The organism is Streptomyces sp. NBC_01429, assembly GCF_036231945.1.
Classification (GTDB): domain Bacteria; phylum Actinomycetota; class Actinomycetes; order Streptomycetales; family Streptomycetaceae; genus Streptomyces.
Window position 1 is genome coordinate 6643380 of sequence record NZ_CP109599.1, and the last position, 14945, is coordinate 6658324.

The 14945-nt window shown below is 72.7% G+C and carries 13 protein-coding genes; 6 read left to right on the forward strand and 7 right to left on the reverse strand.

The features are described 5' to 3' along the window. Window positions 1-7 precede the first annotated feature (7 nt). Window positions 8-544 (forward strand): arginine repressor, encoded by a 537-nt coding sequence (locus tag OG627_RS29325; protein WP_329070178.1) that lies wholly within the window; start codon window positions 8-10, stop codon window positions 542-544. Window positions 545-608: 64 nt separating this feature from the next. Here OG627_RS29325 and OG627_RS29330 read toward each other — a convergent pair whose 3' ends face one another. The 5 genes from OG627_RS29330 to OG627_RS29350 all read right to left on the reverse strand — a co-directional run bounded on the left by OG627_RS29330 (window position 609) and on the right by OG627_RS29350 (window position 5537). Next, window positions 609-1343, reverse strand: a complete 735-nt coding sequence (locus OG627_RS29330; protein ID WP_329073078.1) for an FAD:protein FMN transferase — start codon at window positions 1341-1343, stop codon at window positions 609-611. A 50-nt stretch (window positions 1344-1393) separates the two neighbouring features. Then, the gene (locus OG627_RS29335) at window positions 1394-2272 is read right to left on the reverse strand and encodes an FMN-binding protein (RefSeq protein ID WP_329070180.1); all 879 of its coding nucleotides are present in this window, start codon (window positions 2270-2272) and stop codon (window positions 1394-1396) included. Between the two features lie 8 nt (window positions 2273-2280). Beyond that, on the reverse strand, window positions 2281-3648 hold the full coding sequence (locus tag OG627_RS29340; RefSeq protein WP_329073080.1) for a ferredoxin reductase family protein: 1368 nt from the start codon (window positions 3646-3648) through the stop codon (window positions 2281-2283). Between the two features lie 129 nt (window positions 3649-3777). Next, window positions 3778-4452 (reverse strand): L,D-transpeptidase family protein, encoded by a 675-nt coding sequence (locus OG627_RS29345; protein ID WP_329070182.1) that lies wholly within the window; start codon window positions 4450-4452, stop codon window positions 3778-3780. Window positions 4453-4661: 209 nt separating this feature from the next. After that, entirely contained in the window at window positions 4662-5537 is an 876-nt protein-coding gene (locus OG627_RS29350) for a hypothetical protein (protein ID WP_329070184.1), read from the reverse strand. Window positions 5538-5848: 311 nt separating this feature from the next. Here OG627_RS29350 and argH point away from each other — a divergent pair, with 311 nt between their 5' ends. Next, window positions 5849-7276 carry an argininosuccinate lyase gene (gene argH / locus OG627_RS29355; protein ID WP_329070186.1) on the forward strand — a complete coding sequence of 476 codons (1428 nt, stop codon included), beginning with the start codon at window positions 5849-5851 and terminating at the stop codon, window positions 7274-7276. A gap of 147 nt (window positions 7277-7423) precedes the next feature. On the opposite strand, the gene helR is transcribed toward argH, so the two are convergent. Then, the gene (helR, locus tag OG627_RS29360) at window positions 7424-9574 is read right to left on the reverse strand and encodes an RNA polymerase recycling motor ATPase HelR (RefSeq protein WP_329070188.1); all 2151 of its coding nucleotides are present in this window, start codon (window positions 9572-9574) and stop codon (window positions 7424-7426) included. Between the two features lie 404 nt (window positions 9575-9978). Between helR and OG627_RS29365 the strand changes: the two genes are divergently transcribed. Together OG627_RS29365 and OG627_RS29370 are read left to right on the forward strand one after the other, a co-directional pair. Then, window positions 9979-10527, forward strand: a complete 549-nt coding sequence (locus OG627_RS29365) for a TetR/AcrR family transcriptional regulator (protein WP_329070190.1) — start codon at window positions 9979-9981, stop codon at window positions 10525-10527. Further along, entirely contained in the window at window positions 10524-12074 is a 1551-nt protein-coding gene (locus tag OG627_RS29370) for an MFS transporter (protein ID WP_329070192.1), read from the forward strand. Before OG627_RS29365 ends, OG627_RS29370 begins: the two co-directional genes overlap by 4 nt. Window positions 12075-12172: 98 nt before the next feature. Here the strand turns inward: OG627_RS29370 and OG627_RS29375 are convergent, their stop codons facing one another. Next, a complete protein-coding gene (locus tag OG627_RS29375; RefSeq protein WP_329070194.1) occupies window positions 12173-12895 on the reverse strand; it encodes a lysophospholipid acyltransferase family protein in 723 nt (240 codons plus the stop codon). 186 nt (window positions 12896-13081) lie between these two features. Here OG627_RS29375 and OG627_RS29380 point away from each other — a divergent pair, with 186 nt between their 5' ends. Both OG627_RS29380 and OG627_RS29385 read left to right on the forward strand, forming a co-directional pair. Next, the gene (locus OG627_RS29380; protein ID WP_329070196.1) at window positions 13082-14245 is read left to right on the forward strand and encodes a glycerophosphodiester phosphodiesterase; all 1164 of its coding nucleotides are present in this window, start codon (window positions 13082-13084) and stop codon (window positions 14243-14245) included. 73 nt (window positions 14246-14318) lie between these two features. Beyond that, a complete protein-coding gene (locus OG627_RS29385; RefSeq protein ID WP_329070198.1) occupies window positions 14319-14942 on the forward strand; it encodes a sigma-70 family RNA polymerase sigma factor in 624 nt (207 codons plus the stop codon). Window positions 14943-14945: the final 3 nt, after the last annotated feature.

Sequence of the window (14945 nt, forward strand, 5' to 3'; positions counted from 1 at the left end):
GACGACGATGACCGAGGCCCAGGAGAACGAGCACGGCGGGCAGTCCGTGCCGCAGACCAGAACCGCCCGCCACCGCCGGATCGTCGACATCCTGAACCGGCAGCCGGTGCGCTCGCAGAGCCAGCTGGCGAAACTGCTCGCGGACGACGGGCTGAGCGTCACTCAGGCGACGCTCTCCCGCGACCTGGACGAACTGGGCGCGGTGAAGATCCGCAACACCGGCGGCGAGTTGATCTACGCGGTCCCCAGCGAGGGCGGCTACCGCACCCCCCACGCGCCCCTGGGCGAGTCGGCGAAGGAGGAGCGGATGCGCCGGCTGGCCGGTGAACTCCTCATCTCCGCCGAGGCGTCGGCCAACCTCGTCGTGCTGCGCACCCCGCCGGGCGCGGCCCAGTTCCTCGCCTCGGCCATCGACCAGGCCGAGTTGAGCGACATCCTCGGCACCATCGCGGGCGACGACACGCTGATGCTGATCAGCCGTGACCCGGCGGGCGGGCAGGCGCTCGCCGACCACATGCTGAAGCTGGCGCAGAACGACCGCTGAGCGGCTGTTCCGCCGGCCGCCCGGCCCGGCCCGCCCGGCCCGCCCGGCGCCCGCGGGCGCCGGGCTACGCGCGCGCCTCGGCGGTGTAACGGTGGAAGCCGCTGGTCGCCCAGGTGGCGCCGTCGGAGGTGACGGCGAAGCCCTCGGTGCCGGGGAGCGCCTCCAGCCAGTCGCGGGCCCGCCCGCCCATGGCGTACGCGGCCGTCGCCCGCACGTCCGCCGCGGTCAGCCCGTCCGGGCAGACCACGGTGATCGAGGCGAGTCCGTCGGCCGGGGCCGCGCCGGTGTGCGGGTCGACGATGTGGCAGCCGCGCTCGGCCGGGCCGGAGGTGGCCACGCCGAGACCGCCGTCCTGGACCGCCACCACCGTCACCAGCGTCCCGGGGCGCAGCGGATCGGCGATGCCCACGCGCCAGGGGCCGCCGGTCAGCTGGATGTCGCCGCCGCCGTTGAGGCACACCGAGCCGGCCCCGGACGACGTGATCATCCGGACGGCCCGCTCCACCGCCCAGCCCTTGACCAGGCCCGTCGGGTCCAGACCGCCCGCGTAGCCGGCGGTGAACCACCCGTCGCTCTCCCGCTCCGCCCCGGCGCACAGCTCCAGCACCTCGGGCACCTCGGTCACACACGCCGACAGCTCCAGCTCCCCCCGGCCCAGCCGCGTGATCTGGCTGTCGGGGCGGTACGTGGAGAAGATCTCGTCGGCGCGGTGCAGCCAGGCGACGGCCGCCTGGAGCCCGGCGCGGACCCGCGCCTCGTCCGTCACCCCACGGATGTCGAACGAGAAGACCGTGCCCATCGACTCCTCGACATGGCGCACCGGAGCGGCGGTCGCGCTGTCGGACTCGATCACAGGCCCGCCTTGTCGAGGGCGCTCTGGAGGGATTCCTGGTAGCCCTTGCTGGTGTAGCTGGCGCCGGAGACGGCGTCGACCTGGGCGCTCTGCGCGGTGAGCGCCGCCTGGTTGAGCTTGGGTACGGCGTCGGCGGTGACGGACTGGCTGCGGGCGTCGGCCTTGGGCGCCTGGACGGCCTCGGCCCGGGTGATCCGGCCGCCCTCCACGGTGACCTGTACCTGCACCGGGCCGTACTGGGTGTTCACGGCGTCACCCAGCACGGTCCGCGCCCCGGCCTCCGGCGCGGCGGTCTCGGTCGTGCCGCCGGTCGTGCCACCGGTGTCGGCGCCCCCGTTCCCGTCCCCGTCCGCTCCCGCGCTCGTGTCCGCGCCCTCGCTCGGGTCGGCCGGCGCCTCCGTACCCGTGGCCGCACCCGCCCCGGCCCCCGTACCCGCCTTGTCGAGGGCGCTCTGGAGGGATTCCTGGTAGCCCTTGCTGGTGTAGCTGGCGCCGGAGACGGCGTCGACCTGGGCGCTCTGCGCGGTGAGCGCCGCCTGGTTCAGCTTGGGCACCGCGTCCGCCGTGACGGACTGGCTGCGGGCGTCCGCCTTGGGCGCCTGGACCGCTTCCGCCTTGACGATCCTGCCGTCGTTCAGGGTGATCTGGACCTGGACCGGCCCGAACTGGGTGTCCACCGCGTCCCCCAGCACCGTCTGCCCGCCCGGGGCCCCGCTCGGACCGCCCGCCGTGGCCGAGACCCCGGTGCCGGTCTGAGCGGCGGCCCCGGCCACCGGGGTGCCCCCCGGCTGCTTCAGGGCGAGCAGCAGGACGACGCCCGACGCGGTAGCGGCGACACCGATCATGATCCGCCGGAGCGGGTGCTTCCTCTTCATCGACTGCCTCACATCTCGAAGGACTCGTGGTGGATACGGCGGGTGGGCACGCCCGCCTCGCGCAGGGCCTCGTACGACTGACGGGCGAGTCCGGTCGGCCCGCAGACATAGACGTCGTGGTCACCGATGTCCGGCAGCAGCTCGCGCAGCCGCGCCGGGGTGATCTCGGGCCGTACACCGTCGGGCCCGTTGACCGCGTACAGCAGCCGCGCCCCGCGCGCCGACGCGATCTCGCGCAGCTCGCGCCAGAGCGCCAGGTCCTCGGTCTTGCTGGCCCGGTAGAGCAGCGTCAGATCGCCGGGCTCGCCGGGCAGCGTCTCGAACAGCGCCCGCATCGGCGTGATCCCGGCGCCGCCCGCGATCATCAGCACCTTCTCCTGACTGCGCCGGGCTGCCGTCATCGCCCCGTAGGGGCCCTCCGCCCAGATCCGGGTGCCCGGCTCCAGCCGGGACAGGGCCTCGCTGTGCTCGCCGTTCGCCTTGACCGTGATCCGCAGCAGATCGGGCCTCGGCGGCGCCGACAGGGAGTACGGGTTGGAGCTCCAGCGCAGTCCGTCGGTGAGGAACCGCCAGCGGAAGAACTGGCCCGGCTGGGCGCCGATCCGGTGCAGCCGGCGCCCCGTGATCAGTACGGAGACGACTCCGGGCGCCTCGTACACGGTCGACTCGACCCGCATCCGATGGCCGAGGTTGAGCCGGACCGGGGTCAGCACGCGGTACCAGAGCAACAGGGCGCCCGCAGCGCCGTACAGCACGTACCAGGCCGTCCTGGCCGTCGCGTTCCCCACGAACTCGGCGCCGGTGGCGAGCTGGTGCCAGAAGGTCAGGTAGACCGCCGCGTAGGTGAGCAGATGGAGGTAGTACCAGGTCTCGTAGCGGACCTTGCGGCGCACCGCCCCCACCGAGACGAAGCCGATCACCAGGAACAGCACGGTCCCGATGGCCGCCTCGATCATCCGGGGGAACTCGGTGACGACACTGACGGTCTGGTCGGCGAACCCGGTGCCGGACTGGACCGAGTAGCCGCCGATGATCAGCCCGACATGGGCGATCAGCAGACTGACCGAGTACCTTCCGCAGATCGCGTGCCACCGCGCCACCCGGTCGGAGCCCACGCGCCGCTCCAGCGCCGGGACGCGGGCCATCAGCAGGATGACGATCGCGATCGCGTAGCCGCTGAGCAGCCCGGTCAGCCGGCCGGCCCCGGTCAGCCATTCCGCCAGGTCCATCCGTACGACCAGGGTGTTCTGCCACCACAGCGCCATGACGGCCGCCGCCCCTGCCCAGCACGCCACCAGCAGGGGCAGCGCCCCCGACCGCTGCGGGCGGATCGCGCGCATGGTCTGCCGCCGAGCGGCCCTGCCGTTGTGCATCATCGCCACGGGAACTGCACCTCAACTCTTCCTCCGTGCCGGGCGATACGGATTTGAGCGGCGGTGGGTTCAACCACGGCGTTCGCATACTCGGAGTGATGGCCGGAACGCGCGCGCGTCCGTGCCGTCGGGCTACGAAGCGGTCGGCTCCCGCACGGAGATGGCGATACGCGGGTGCCGGGCCGGATCGGCCCAGGCCAGGACGGCGCGCATCGACTCCTCGGGTACGGAGACACAACCGGCGGTCGCGCCCGCGCCGTTGACGTGCAGGAAGATCCCGGCGCCCCGGCCGCGCACCGGCCGGTCGTAGTTGAAGCCGATCACCAGGGCGAGGTCGTACTGCGCCGTGTAGTCGGCGAGGTGCTCGGCCTCGTCCGCACGGCAGTCCGCGGGCAGGCCCTCCACCCAGCGGTTGTACGCGCGCGAGCGGTTGTCCTGGCACCACCAGGACCTCTCGGTCACCGGGCGGTAGCCGTACCGCGTCCCGGCGGGCTCGGGCGCGATGCCGAACGCGTACGGCAGGTCGTACACCCCGGTCGGGGTGGTCGAGGTGCCCTGGGTACGGTGCGCGCCGTCGACCAGCCCGCCCGCGCCGAAGCGCGCCGGGGCCGAACCCGCCGCCACCCACCGGTCGTCGCGCCGGTCCCACCAGGTCAGCCGGCCGGTCGTCGCGGAGGCGTCCGGAGCCTCCGCGGTGATCAGCTGGGTGGAGTCTCCGGCGGCGGGTTCCGGCACGGCGGCACGGGCGGCCGTCGTGCCGGTGACGACGGTGAGCAGGGCGGCGGCGAGTGCGAGAGCGGTGCGCATGGGCAGGACCGTATGCGGCGGGCCCGGACCCGGCCTCCCGGCAGCCCCCGCACTGCGCCGAACGCGGCCCGCGTTCAGCCGGTCGCCGCGCGCACGCGGATCTTCGGAGCGCGCGGACCATCGTGTACGGACCGGAGCGCGCATCACGATGCGAGGACCGGCCGGTCGGCCGGCCGGTCCCCGCGTCTGCTGGTCAGCCCGTCAGCTGTTCAGCTGTTCAGGGTGCAGGTGGCGAGCGAGTCGACCGGCAGTTCGGGCTTGGCGGCGGTGCGGCCGATCGCGGTGGCCATGCGGTTGATGGTGGCGACGCGCTTGTCCTTCAGCGGGCCGACGATCGCGTTCTGGACGAAGTTGGGGCCGCCCTGGCCGACCGTGTTGATCAGCCGCTGGTTGGCCTCGGCGATCTGGGTGTCCAGCAGCGCGAGGTTGCGGTCGATCTCGGCCTGGGCCGAGGCGGGGATGGCGGGCAGGCTCGGGGCGACGGCCGGGCAGTTGACCGTACCGGCGGCGCCGGTGTTCCCGCCGCCGTCGTTGCCGGTCTCCCCGCCGTTGCCCGTTCCGCCGTCGTTCCCCGCGTTCCCGTTGTTCCCCTCGCCGGCGGCCGGCGGGGTCGTGGCTGGGGCGCTCGGCGTCTGCTCGCCGCCGCCCGCCGTGCTCAGGGTGCAGGTGGCGAGCGAGTCGACCGGCAGTTCGGGCTTGGCGGCGGTGCGGCCGATCGCGGTGGCCATGCGGTTGATGGTGGCGACGCGCTTGTCCTTCAGCGGGCCGACGATCGCGTTCTGGACGAAGTTGGGGCCGCCCTGGCCGACCGTGTTGATCAGCCGCTGGTTGGCCTCGGCGATCTGGGTCTCCAGCAGCGCGAGGTTGCGGTCGATCTCGGCCTGGGCCGAGGCGGGGATCGCGGGCAGGCTCGCCGCGACGGCCGGGCAGCTCACCGTTCCGGGCGAGGCGGCCTTCGTCTCGCCGCTCTGCCCCTCACCGGCCATGGCGTTGCCGACGATCACCGCTCCGGACAGCACGACCGCGGCGGCGCCGCCGGCGATGACGACACGGCGCTTGTTGTACTTCGGAAGAGCCCTGGACATGCGGAACCTCACTCGGATCAGGGGAGGAGCGAGGGGTCCGTCCGGCGGTGACCGGACGGCTCTCCCTCGGTTGACCAACGCGGCGCCTGCGTTCGGTGGGGGGTACGAGGCGGCGCGCCCCTACGTTCAACCGGGCCCGGAAGATCTCCGAAAGTTCTCCGAGATTGACGAATCATGCGGAGCAATGCATGGTTATGCCTGGCAGTGAACGTCACCGTCAAGCACGAGCTGGCCCGCTGGCGATACATTCGATCCCCCGTGGCGGGGAGAGGCGGCCGCACTCTCCCCTGATCTCTCCAAGGAGCGCAGCAGTGAGCAGCAACAACGGTGATGTCCGGCTCTGGGGCGGCCGGTTCGCGGACGGGCCCTCGGACGCCCTGGCAGCCCTCTCGGCGTCGGTCCACTTCGACTGGCGGCTCGCGCCGTACGACATCGCCGGCTCCCGCGCGCACGCCCGGGTGCTGCACAAGGCCGGGCTGCTCACCGCCGACGAGCTGACCCGCATGGTGGCCGGTCTCGACCAGCTCGAAGCGGACGTGGCCGACGGCTCCTTCACCGGCACGATCGCCGACGAGGACGTCCACACGGCGTTGGAGCGCGGGCTGCTGGAGCGGCTCGGCGCCGACCTCGGCGGCAAGCTCCGGGCCGGCCGGTCCCGTAACGACCAGGTCGCCACGCTCTTCCGGATGTATCTGCGCGACCACGCCAGGATCGTCGGCGGTCTGATCGCCGACCTCCAGGACGCGCTGGTCGGTCTGGCCGAGGCGCACTCCGAGGTCGCGATGCCGGGCCGTACGCACCTCCAGCACGCGCAGCCCGTCCTGTTCGCGCACCACATGCTGGCGCATGTGCAGTCGCTGTCCCGGGACGCGGAGCGGCTGCGGCAGTGGGACAAGCGCACCGCCGTCTCCCCGTACGGCTCCGGCGCGCTGGCCGGGTCCTCGCTCGGGCTCGACCCCGAGGCGGTCGCCGCCGACCTCGGCTTCGAGCGCGGCTCGGTGGGCAACTCCATCGACGGCACCGCCTCGCGCGACTTCGTCGCGGAGTTCGCCTTCGTCACGGCGATGATCGGCGTCAACCTGTCGCGGATCGCCGAGGAGATCATCCTCTGGAACACGAAGGAGTTCTCCTTCGTCACCCTGCACGACGCCTTCTCCACCGGCTCGTCGATCATGCCGCAGAAGAAGAATCCGGACATCGCGGAGCTGGCGCGCGGCAAGTCCGGCCGGCTGATCGGCAATCTGACCGGGCTGCTGGCCACGCTGAAGGCCCTGCCGCTCGCGTACAACCGGGACCTCCAGGAGGACAAGGAGCCGGTCTTCGACTCCTGCGACCAGCTGGAGGTCCTGCTGCCCGCCTTCACCGGCATGATGGCGACCCTGACCGTCCACCGGGAGCGGATGGAGGCCCTGGCCCCGGCCGGCTTCTCCCTCGCCACCGACATCGCCGAGTGGCTGGTCAGGCAGGGTGTGCCGTTCCGGGTCGCGCACGAGGTCGCGGGGGAGTGCGTCAAGGAGTGCGAGGTGCTGGGCATCGAGCTGAACGAGCTGTCGGACGACCAGTTCGCCAAGATCTCCGAGCACCTCACCCCCGACGTCCGCTCGGTCCTCAACGTCCCCGGCGCCCTGGCCTCCCGCAACGGCCGGGGCGGCACGGCCCCGTCGGCCGTCGCCGTCCAGCTCTCCGAGGTCAAGGCCGACCTGGTGATACAGCACGCCTGGGCCGCCGCCAAGAAGTGACGCGCGTTCTGGTCACGCGCCGTTCTTTCCGAGCGGCGCCGGGAACGCGCCGGGAACGCGCCGGGAACGCGCCGGGAACGCGCCGGGAACGCGCCGGGAACGCGCCGGGAACGCGCCGGGAACGCGCCGGGAACGCGTCAGGGACTCTCAGGAACTGGTGAGGACGACGAGTTCCCGGGTCGCTCGGGTCATCGCGACATAGCGGTCGACCGCTCCCTCGACGCCCTCGCCGAACGACTCCGGGTCGACGAGGACGACCAGGTCGAATTCGAGCCCCTTCGACAGCTCCGGGGTCAGTGACCGGACGCGCGATGTCGGCCGGAACGCGGGATCGCCGATGACACAGGCGGTCCCGTCGGCATGTGCGGCGAGCCACGTGTCGAGGACGGTGCCCAGATCCGCGGCGGATCCGTGGACGACGGGGACGCCGCCGCGGATGGAGGTCGGCACGTTGGCGTCCGGCAGCACGGCCCGGATGACCGGCTCGGCCTCCGCCATGACTTCCTCCGGCGTCCGGTAGTTGACGTTCAGCGAGGCCAGGCTGATCCGGTCGAGCCCGATCCGCTCCAGCCGTTCCCGCCACGACTCCGTGAACCCGTGTCTGGCCTGGGCGCGGTCCCCGACGATGGTGAAGCTCCGGGACGGGCACCGGAGCAGCAGCATCCGCCACTGCGCGTCGGTCAGTTCCTGGGCCTCGTCCACGACGATGTGCGCGAACGGGCCGGCCAGCGGGTCGGGTTCGGTGCCGGGGGACGCGGTCCCGTCGACCAGGGTCTCCTGTATGTCCTGGCCGCGGAGCATCCCCACCGCGCCTTCGCTCTCGTCGATCACGACGTTCTCCAGCAGTCCGTCGATGACGTCGGCCCTGCGCGCGCGTTCGGCGGCGACAGCGGCCGCGTTCCTGCGCCTGCGCCGCGACGCCGCCGGATCGCCGAGCCGCTGCCGTGCCGCGTCCAGGAAGGGCAGGTCGGACACCGTCCATGCCTGGGCGTTCTCCCGCCGCGACCGGGATACGTCGTCGGGGCCGAGCCAGGGCGCGCACATACGCAGATAGGCGGGGACCGACCACAGGTCCCCGACCAGGTCGGCCGCTTCGAGCAGCGGCCACGCGCGGTCGAAGGCCGCGGCCAGCTCCCCGTCCCGCCGCAGCGACGCGCGGAGCAGGTCGGCAGGGACGTCGCCGTCGTGCCTGTCGACCAGGATCGTGAGCAGCTCCTCCCGGATCAGGTCGCGCGCCTCGTTGTGCGGAGTGCCGGGTTCCGCCGCTTCGAACGCCAGCGCCCAGTCGTCGGCGCTCAGCCGGATGTCGGACCAGTGGGTCGTGACCGTCATCCCCTTGGCGGGCGGCTCCTCGTAGAACCTGACGGCCGTCTCGATCGCCTCCACCAGCCGCGCGGACGACTTCAGGCGGGCCACCCGCGGGTCGGCCTCGGCCACTGCCCCGGCCCCCTCGGCGACGAGGTCGCGCAGGGTGCAGGTCTGTACGCCCTCCTCGCCGAGGCTGGGGAGGACATCGGCGACGTACCCCAGGTAGGGCTGGTGCGGACCGACGAACAGCACGCCGCCCCGGCGGTGCCCGAGGCGCGGGTCGGAGTAGAGGAGATAGGCGGCGCGGTGCAGGGCGACGACGGTCTTCCCCGTACCGGGACCGCCGTCGACGACGAGCGCGCCGCGCGATCCCGCGCGGATGATGGCGTCCTGGTCGGCCTGGATGGTGCCGAGCACGTCCCGCATCCGTGCCGACCGGTGGCCGCCCAGGCCGGCGATGAAGGCGGACTGGTCGTCGAGCGCGGCGTGCCCGGCGAACCCGTCCGAGGTGAACACCTCGTCCCAGTAGTCGCTGATCCTGCCTCCGGTCCAGCGATACCTGCGGCGGCTCGCCAGCCCCATCGGGTTGGCGTGGGTGGCTCCGAAGAACGGCTCGGCCGCAGGGGAGCGCCAGTCGAGCAGCAGCCGGCGGCCCGCGCTGTCCTTGAGGCCGAGCCGTCCGACGTACACGGGCTCGGCGCCGTCAGCGCCCGCCATGTGTCCGAGACACAGGTCCAGTCCGAAGCGGCGCAGTGTGCGCAGGCGGGCCGTCAGCCGGTGGATCTCCAGGTCCCGGTCCATCGCCTGCCGACCTATGCCGCCGGGCGTCCTGAGCGCGGCGTCGAGACGGTCGGACAGGTCGGTGATCGACTGATCGAGGCACCGCGCGACAGCCGCGAAGTGCCGCTCGTCGCGGGCGGTCAGCGTCGGGTCGGCCTTGGGGGAGAGGCGGTCGGGAAGGTCGAACGCGCTGGTGGTCGGGGAGTTCACGGCATCGGCTCCGGTCTTGTGCTCTGGGTTCCGGGCTCCGGCCCGGCCGTCCCGGGTGGTTCACGCGGGCAGGGGCGGCTCCGCCCGGCCGGCCAGGTCGAGCAGGAGTCCCGTTTCCGCAGGTCCTGGCCCTGGGCCGACGATTGTGCGGCATGACGGGGGTCTTGCCGCAAGGCCCCCCGTGCGCTATACGTTGAGAGTGGAAAGGAGTGGGTAGCCCCCCTTTCCCCCGCGCCCTTTCCCCCGCGTCGCTCCTCCGCTCCGGACGGACAGCCTGCGGCATCGATCACCCACAGCGGCGTCGGCGGCGCCCCCTTGGCGCCATGCACGCGCGTCATGGATCGCCGCTGTTCGCCGCTATCCCGAATGAGACATCGATGTCTCATTCGGGATAGGGTCGCCTCATGACCGTCGATCGCGACCAAGTGCTGCGCACCGCCGCCGCCCTGCTCACCCGCAGGCCGACCGCCACCATGGACGAGGTGGCGCGGGCCGCCGGGATGGGGCGTGCGACGTTGCACCGGCACTTCGCCGGGCGGGACGCGCTGGTCGAAGCCCTGGAGGAGCTGGGGATCCAGGAGATGGAGGCGGCGCTCGACGGCGCCCGGCTCACCGAGGGCCCCGCGGACGAGGCGCTGCGCAGACTGGTCGCCGGGATCGAGCCCGCCGCGGGGCTCCTCTCCTTCCTCCTCACCGAGAACCAGCTCTTCACGGGGGACATCCACGACGGCTGGGACCGGACGGACGCCCGCTTCTCCGCGCTGTTCCGGCGAGGTCAGGAGGAGGGCATCTTCCGGATCGACCTCAGCCACGTCTGGCTGACCGAGGCCCTGTACGGGCTCATCAGCGCCGGCGCCTGGTCCATCCACGAGGGCCGCGTCGCGCCCAAGGACTTCCAGTACATGATCGTCGAGTTGCTGCTCGGCGGAGCACGCCGGAGTCTGAACCCATGACCAGCCCGCACGGGACCACGGCGGAGAGCGCGTACAGCCCCCGCCCCGGGCGCTGGCTCGCGCTCTCCGTGCTCGTCCTCGCCGTCCTGCTGGTGGCGGTCGACGCGACCGTGCTCGGGCTCGCCACCCCGTTCCTCAGCGAGGACCTCAAGCCGACCGGGACCGAGCTGCTGTGGATCGGCGACATCTACTCCTTCGTCATCGCCGGTCTGCTGGTCTCCATGGGCAGCCTCGGCGACCGCGTCGGGCGCAAGAAGCTGCTGCTGACGGGCGCGGTCGCGTTCGGCGGGATCTCCGTGCTCAACGCCTACGCCACCACCCCGGACATGATGATCGTGGCCCGGGCGCTGCTCGGCGTCGCCGGCGCGACCCTGATGCCCGCCACCCTCGCGCTCATCCGCAACATCTTCGACGACCCCAGGGAGCGCAGTCTCGCCATCGGCGTCTGGGGCGCCATGGCCTCGGCGGGCGCGGCCGTGGGCCCGGTGGTCGGCGGCTTCCTGCTGGAGCACTTCTGGTGGGGCTCGGTCTTCCTGATCAACCTGCCCGTGATGGCCGTCCTGGTCATCGTCGGCGCCAAGACCTTGCCCGAGTCGAAGAACCCCGCTCCCGGCCCCTGGGACCTGCTCAGCGTGGTGCTCTCGCTCGTCGGCATCGTCGGTGTCGTCTACGCCATCAAGGAGGCCGCTTCGCACGGGTTCGCCTGGGACGTGCCCGTGGTGGGCGTGGTCGGCGCGGGCGCGCTGTTCTGGTTCGTACGGCGCCAGCTCACCCTTCCCTCGCCCCTGCTGGACATGCGGCTCTTCCACCACCGGGGCTTCTCCGGCGCGGTCCTGGCCGATCTGCTGACGATCCTCGGCCTCTCCGGCCTGGTCTTCTTCCTCTCCCAGTACCTGCAACTCGTCCAGGGCCGGGGGCCGCTGGAGTCCGGCCTCGCCGAACTGCCCGCCGCGGTCGGCGCGGTGACGGCGGGGCTGCTCGCCGGGCGGGCCGCGCGCCGCTTCTCCGTACGGTCCGTGGTCGCGGGCGGGCTCGGCGCCATCGGGGTCTGCCTCGCGGCGCTCACCGGCATCAGCCAGACCACCGGCTATCCGATGTTCGGCGCGGTCCTGCTGATCGTCGGCGTCGGCGCGGGCTTCTCCTTCACCGTCACCGCCGACGTGATCCTCTCCAGCGTCCCCACCGAACAGGCCGGCTCGGCCTCGGCCGTCTCCGAGACGGCGTACGAACTGGGCGCGGCGCTCGGGATCGCGCTGCTCGGCTCCATCGTCACCGGCGTCTACCGGGACTTCCCCACCCCGCCCGGCGTCCCGGCGGGCACCGCCTCCGCCGCGCACGAATCGCTGGGCGGCGCCTTCGACGAGGCGTCCGGACTCCCCGGGCCGCTGGGCGCCGAGCTGCTGGCGGCGGCGCGGGACTCGTTCGTCGACGGCCTGCGGCTCGCGTCGGGCGTGGGCGCGGTCGTGCTGCTCGCCACGGCGGTGGCGGCCTGGTTCCTGCTGCGCGGCCAGAAGCTGGAGGACGGCGTGGAGCACGGGGAGCACTGAGCGGCGCGTACGGGACCGGCCCCGGACCGGCGGACCGGTCCGGGGCCAGGAGTCCCGCTGAAACTTCGCTCCCGCGCGCGGTTACCCCCGCGCGCCGGTCACGCCGCCTTGGCCTTGGTCGCGTACATGTCCACGTACTCCTGTCCCGACAGCTCCATGACCTCGGTCATCACCGAGTCCGTCACCGCCCGCAGCACATACCGGTCGCGGTCCATGCCCTCGTAGCGGGAGAACTCCATCGGCTTGCCGAACCGCACCGTCACCTTGCCGCTGCGCGGCATGCCCGAACCGTTCGGCTGGAGCTTGTCCGTACCGATCATCGCGAACGGCACCACCGGCGCGCCCGTCATCAGCGTCAGCCGCGCGATCCCCGTACGCCCCCGGTAGAGGCGGCCGTCGGGGGAGCGGGTGCCCTCCGGGTAGATGCCGAAGACATTGCCCTGTTCCAGCACCCGGCGGCCCGTCATCAGCGCCGCGACCCCGCCCCTGCCGCCGTCCCGGTCCACCGGGATCATGCCGACGCCGGTGAAGAACCAGGCCATCAGCCGGCCCTTCAGCCCCTTCCCCGTGACGTACTCGTCCTTGCCGATGAAGAAGACCTGACGGTCGCAGACCAGGGGCAGGATCATCGAGTCGATGAACGTCAGATGGTTCCCCGCGAGGATCACAGGGCCGCTCCCCGGAACGTTCTCCGCGCCCTCCACCCGGGTGCGGAACATCAGGCGCATGATCGGTCGGAGCACTGCCTTGATGAGCACGAAGCGGGACAACGGGTCCTCCGGTGTCGGTGGGGCGGTTGTTGGATGGCCTACTAAATCCATGCAGGTGAGGACGATACTCCCGGGTCGCGGTGGGCGCACATCCGGTTCACTGACTGGATACGCGCTGTTGACATGTGTTCGCGCCACGTTCGGCCGCGGTCTCCCGTACGGAAGGCACGGCGCCCTACGCTCGGCCCGCGTCCGGCGACGACGGACCGGGCGCGGGACCCCGACGAAGGAGCGTTCATGACACAGGGTGCGCGGAACACGCCCGGCCGGCGGACCGTACTGGGAGCGGCGGTGCTCGGCTCGGCGGCCCTGGCCCTGCCCGCCGCGGCGCAGGCCGCGGACGGCCCGGCGGCGCTCGGCCACGGCGCGGGCGGCGCGCCGGGCCGGGACCTGCCGGTGCCCACGATCGTCGGACACCGGGGTGCCAGCGGCTACCGTCCCGAGCACACCCTCGGCTCGTACCAACTCGCCCTCGACCTCGGCGCGCACGTCATCGAGCAGGACCTGGTGCCCACCAAGGACGGACACCTCGTGTGCCGTCACGAGAACGACATCAGCGCCACGACGGACGTCGCCGACCACCCGGAGTTCGCGAGCCGCAGGACCACCAAGAGCATCGACGGCACCGGCCTCACCGGCTGGTTCACCGAGGACTTCACCCTCGCCGAGCTGAAGACGCTGCGCGCCAAGGAGCGCATCCCGGGCGTCCGGCAGCACAACACCCTGTACGACGGCCGCTGGTCCGTCCCCACCTTCGAAGAGGTGCTGCGCTGGGCCGACGAGCAGGGCCGCCGCCGGGGCCGCCGGGTCTGGCTCTACACCGAGACCAAGCACCCCACCTACTTCCGGAGCATCGGCCTCGGCCTGGAGGAGCGCTTCGCGAAGCTGCTGCGCGCCTACGGCCGCGACCGCGCGGACTCCGCGATCTTCCTCCAGTCCTTCGAACCGACCAGCATGCGGCGGATGGCGAAGCTGGTCTCCTCGCCGCGGGTCGTCCTGCTCGACGCGGCGGCCGGCCGCCCGTGGGACCTGCGCACGGCCGGGGACCCGCGCACGGTCGCCGATCTCATCACGCCCGAGGGACTGAAATGGATCGCGTCCTTCGCGCAGGGCATCGGCCCGACGCTGGACCTGATCATCCCGAAGGACGCGCAGGGCAGGCTCACCGAGCCCACCACGCTGGTGCGCGACGCCCACGCGAAGGGGCTGATCCTGCACCCGTACACACTGCGCGACGAGAACACCTTCCTGCCGGCGGACTTCCGGCGCGGCAGCGACCCCAACGCCTACGGTGACGCCTTCGGCGCCTTCCGGGCCTACTTCGAGCAGGGCATCGACGGCATCTTCACCGACAACCCGGACACCGGACTGCTGGCGCGGGCGGACTTCGTCAGCCGCTGAACGCGCGTGCCCCGGTCGGGTGACTGTCCGGCCGGGGCGCAACCGTCCGCCGGCCCCCGTCGTCCCGCCGGACATGACGCCAGTACGAGTCACCCCGCCCCGTGCCGCGACGCCGGAGCCCCTGCCCGCCCCCGAGTCCGCGCACCTGTCGTCCGCGCCCGTGCCCGTGCCCCTCACCGTGGCCGACCTCGTACGCGTGCTGCTTCCGCTCGTCCGGGCCGAGGCGGCGGCCGAGGCGCCGTCGGCCGGGATGGACCCCGGCGACCTGGAACAAGGCGTCTGGGTAAGGCTGCTGGAGCGGCCGGCCGACGCGGGGACGCCGGGGGATCCGGCCCGGTGGGTGCGCGACGCCGTCCGCGCGCAGGCGCGCCGCGCCCGGCGGACCGCCGCCCGCGAGCACGCCTACCGGCGCCGCGACGAGCCCGCCACCGGGCCCGAGTCCGACCCGGAACGGGCCGCGCTGCGCACCGACCGGCAGCGGACCCTGCGCGCGGCGGTCGGCCGCACACCGGGCCGCTGCCCGCTGATCCTGACCGCGATGCTCTCCCCGAGAGACCCCACCTACCGCGAGATCGCCGGGGAGTTGGGTATGTCACAGGGCAGTTTGGGCCCCTTGCGGTCCAGATGTCTGGGATGCCTCCGCCGAATGCTCGCGGCCGAGATTGCGGCCGCTGAACTCGGGGGAAAGGAGCGATAGACA

What these genes read in the sequence shown, in the direction of transcription:
- OG627_RS29325 (WP_329070178.1), top strand. Translation starts at nt 8, where the DNA reads ATGACCGAGGCCCAGGAGAACGAGCACGGCGGGCAGTCCGTGCCGCAG.
- OG627_RS29330 (WP_329073078.1), bottom strand. Translation starts at nt 1,343, where the DNA reads ATGGGCACGGTCTTCTCGTTCGACATCCGTGGGGTGACGGACGAGGCG.
- OG627_RS29335 (WP_329070180.1), bottom strand. Translation starts at nt 2,272, where the DNA reads ATGAAGAGGAAGCACCCGCTCCGGCGGATCATGATCGGTGTCGCCGCT.
- OG627_RS29340 (WP_329073080.1), bottom strand. Translation starts at nt 3,648, where the DNA reads ATGATGCACAACGGCAGGGCCGCTCGGCGGCAGACCATGCGCGCGATC.
- OG627_RS29345 (WP_329070182.1), bottom strand. Translation starts at nt 4,452, where the DNA reads ATGCGCACCGCTCTCGCACTCGCCGCCGCCCTGCTCACCGTCGTCACC.
- OG627_RS29350 (WP_329070184.1), bottom strand. Translation starts at nt 5,537, where the DNA reads ATGTCCAGGGCTCTTCCGAAGTACAACAAGCGCCGTGTCGTCATCGCC.
- OG627_RS29365 (WP_329070190.1), top strand. Translation starts at nt 9,979, where the DNA reads ATGACCGTCGATCGCGACCAAGTGCTGCGCACCGCCGCCGCCCTGCTC.
- OG627_RS29370 (WP_329070192.1), top strand. Translation starts at nt 10,524, where the DNA reads ATGACCAGCCCGCACGGGACCACGGCGGAGAGCGCGTACAGCCCCCGC.
- OG627_RS29375 (WP_329070194.1), bottom strand. Translation starts at nt 12,895, where the DNA reads ATGGATTTAGTAGGCCATCCAACAACCGCCCCACCGACACCGGAGGAC.
- OG627_RS29380 (WP_329070196.1), top strand. Translation starts at nt 13,082, where the DNA reads ATGACACAGGGTGCGCGGAACACGCCCGGCCGGCGGACCGTACTGGGA.
- OG627_RS29385 (WP_329070198.1), top strand. Translation starts at nt 14,319, where the DNA reads ATGACGCCAGTACGAGTCACCCCGCCCCGTGCCGCGACGCCGGAGCCC.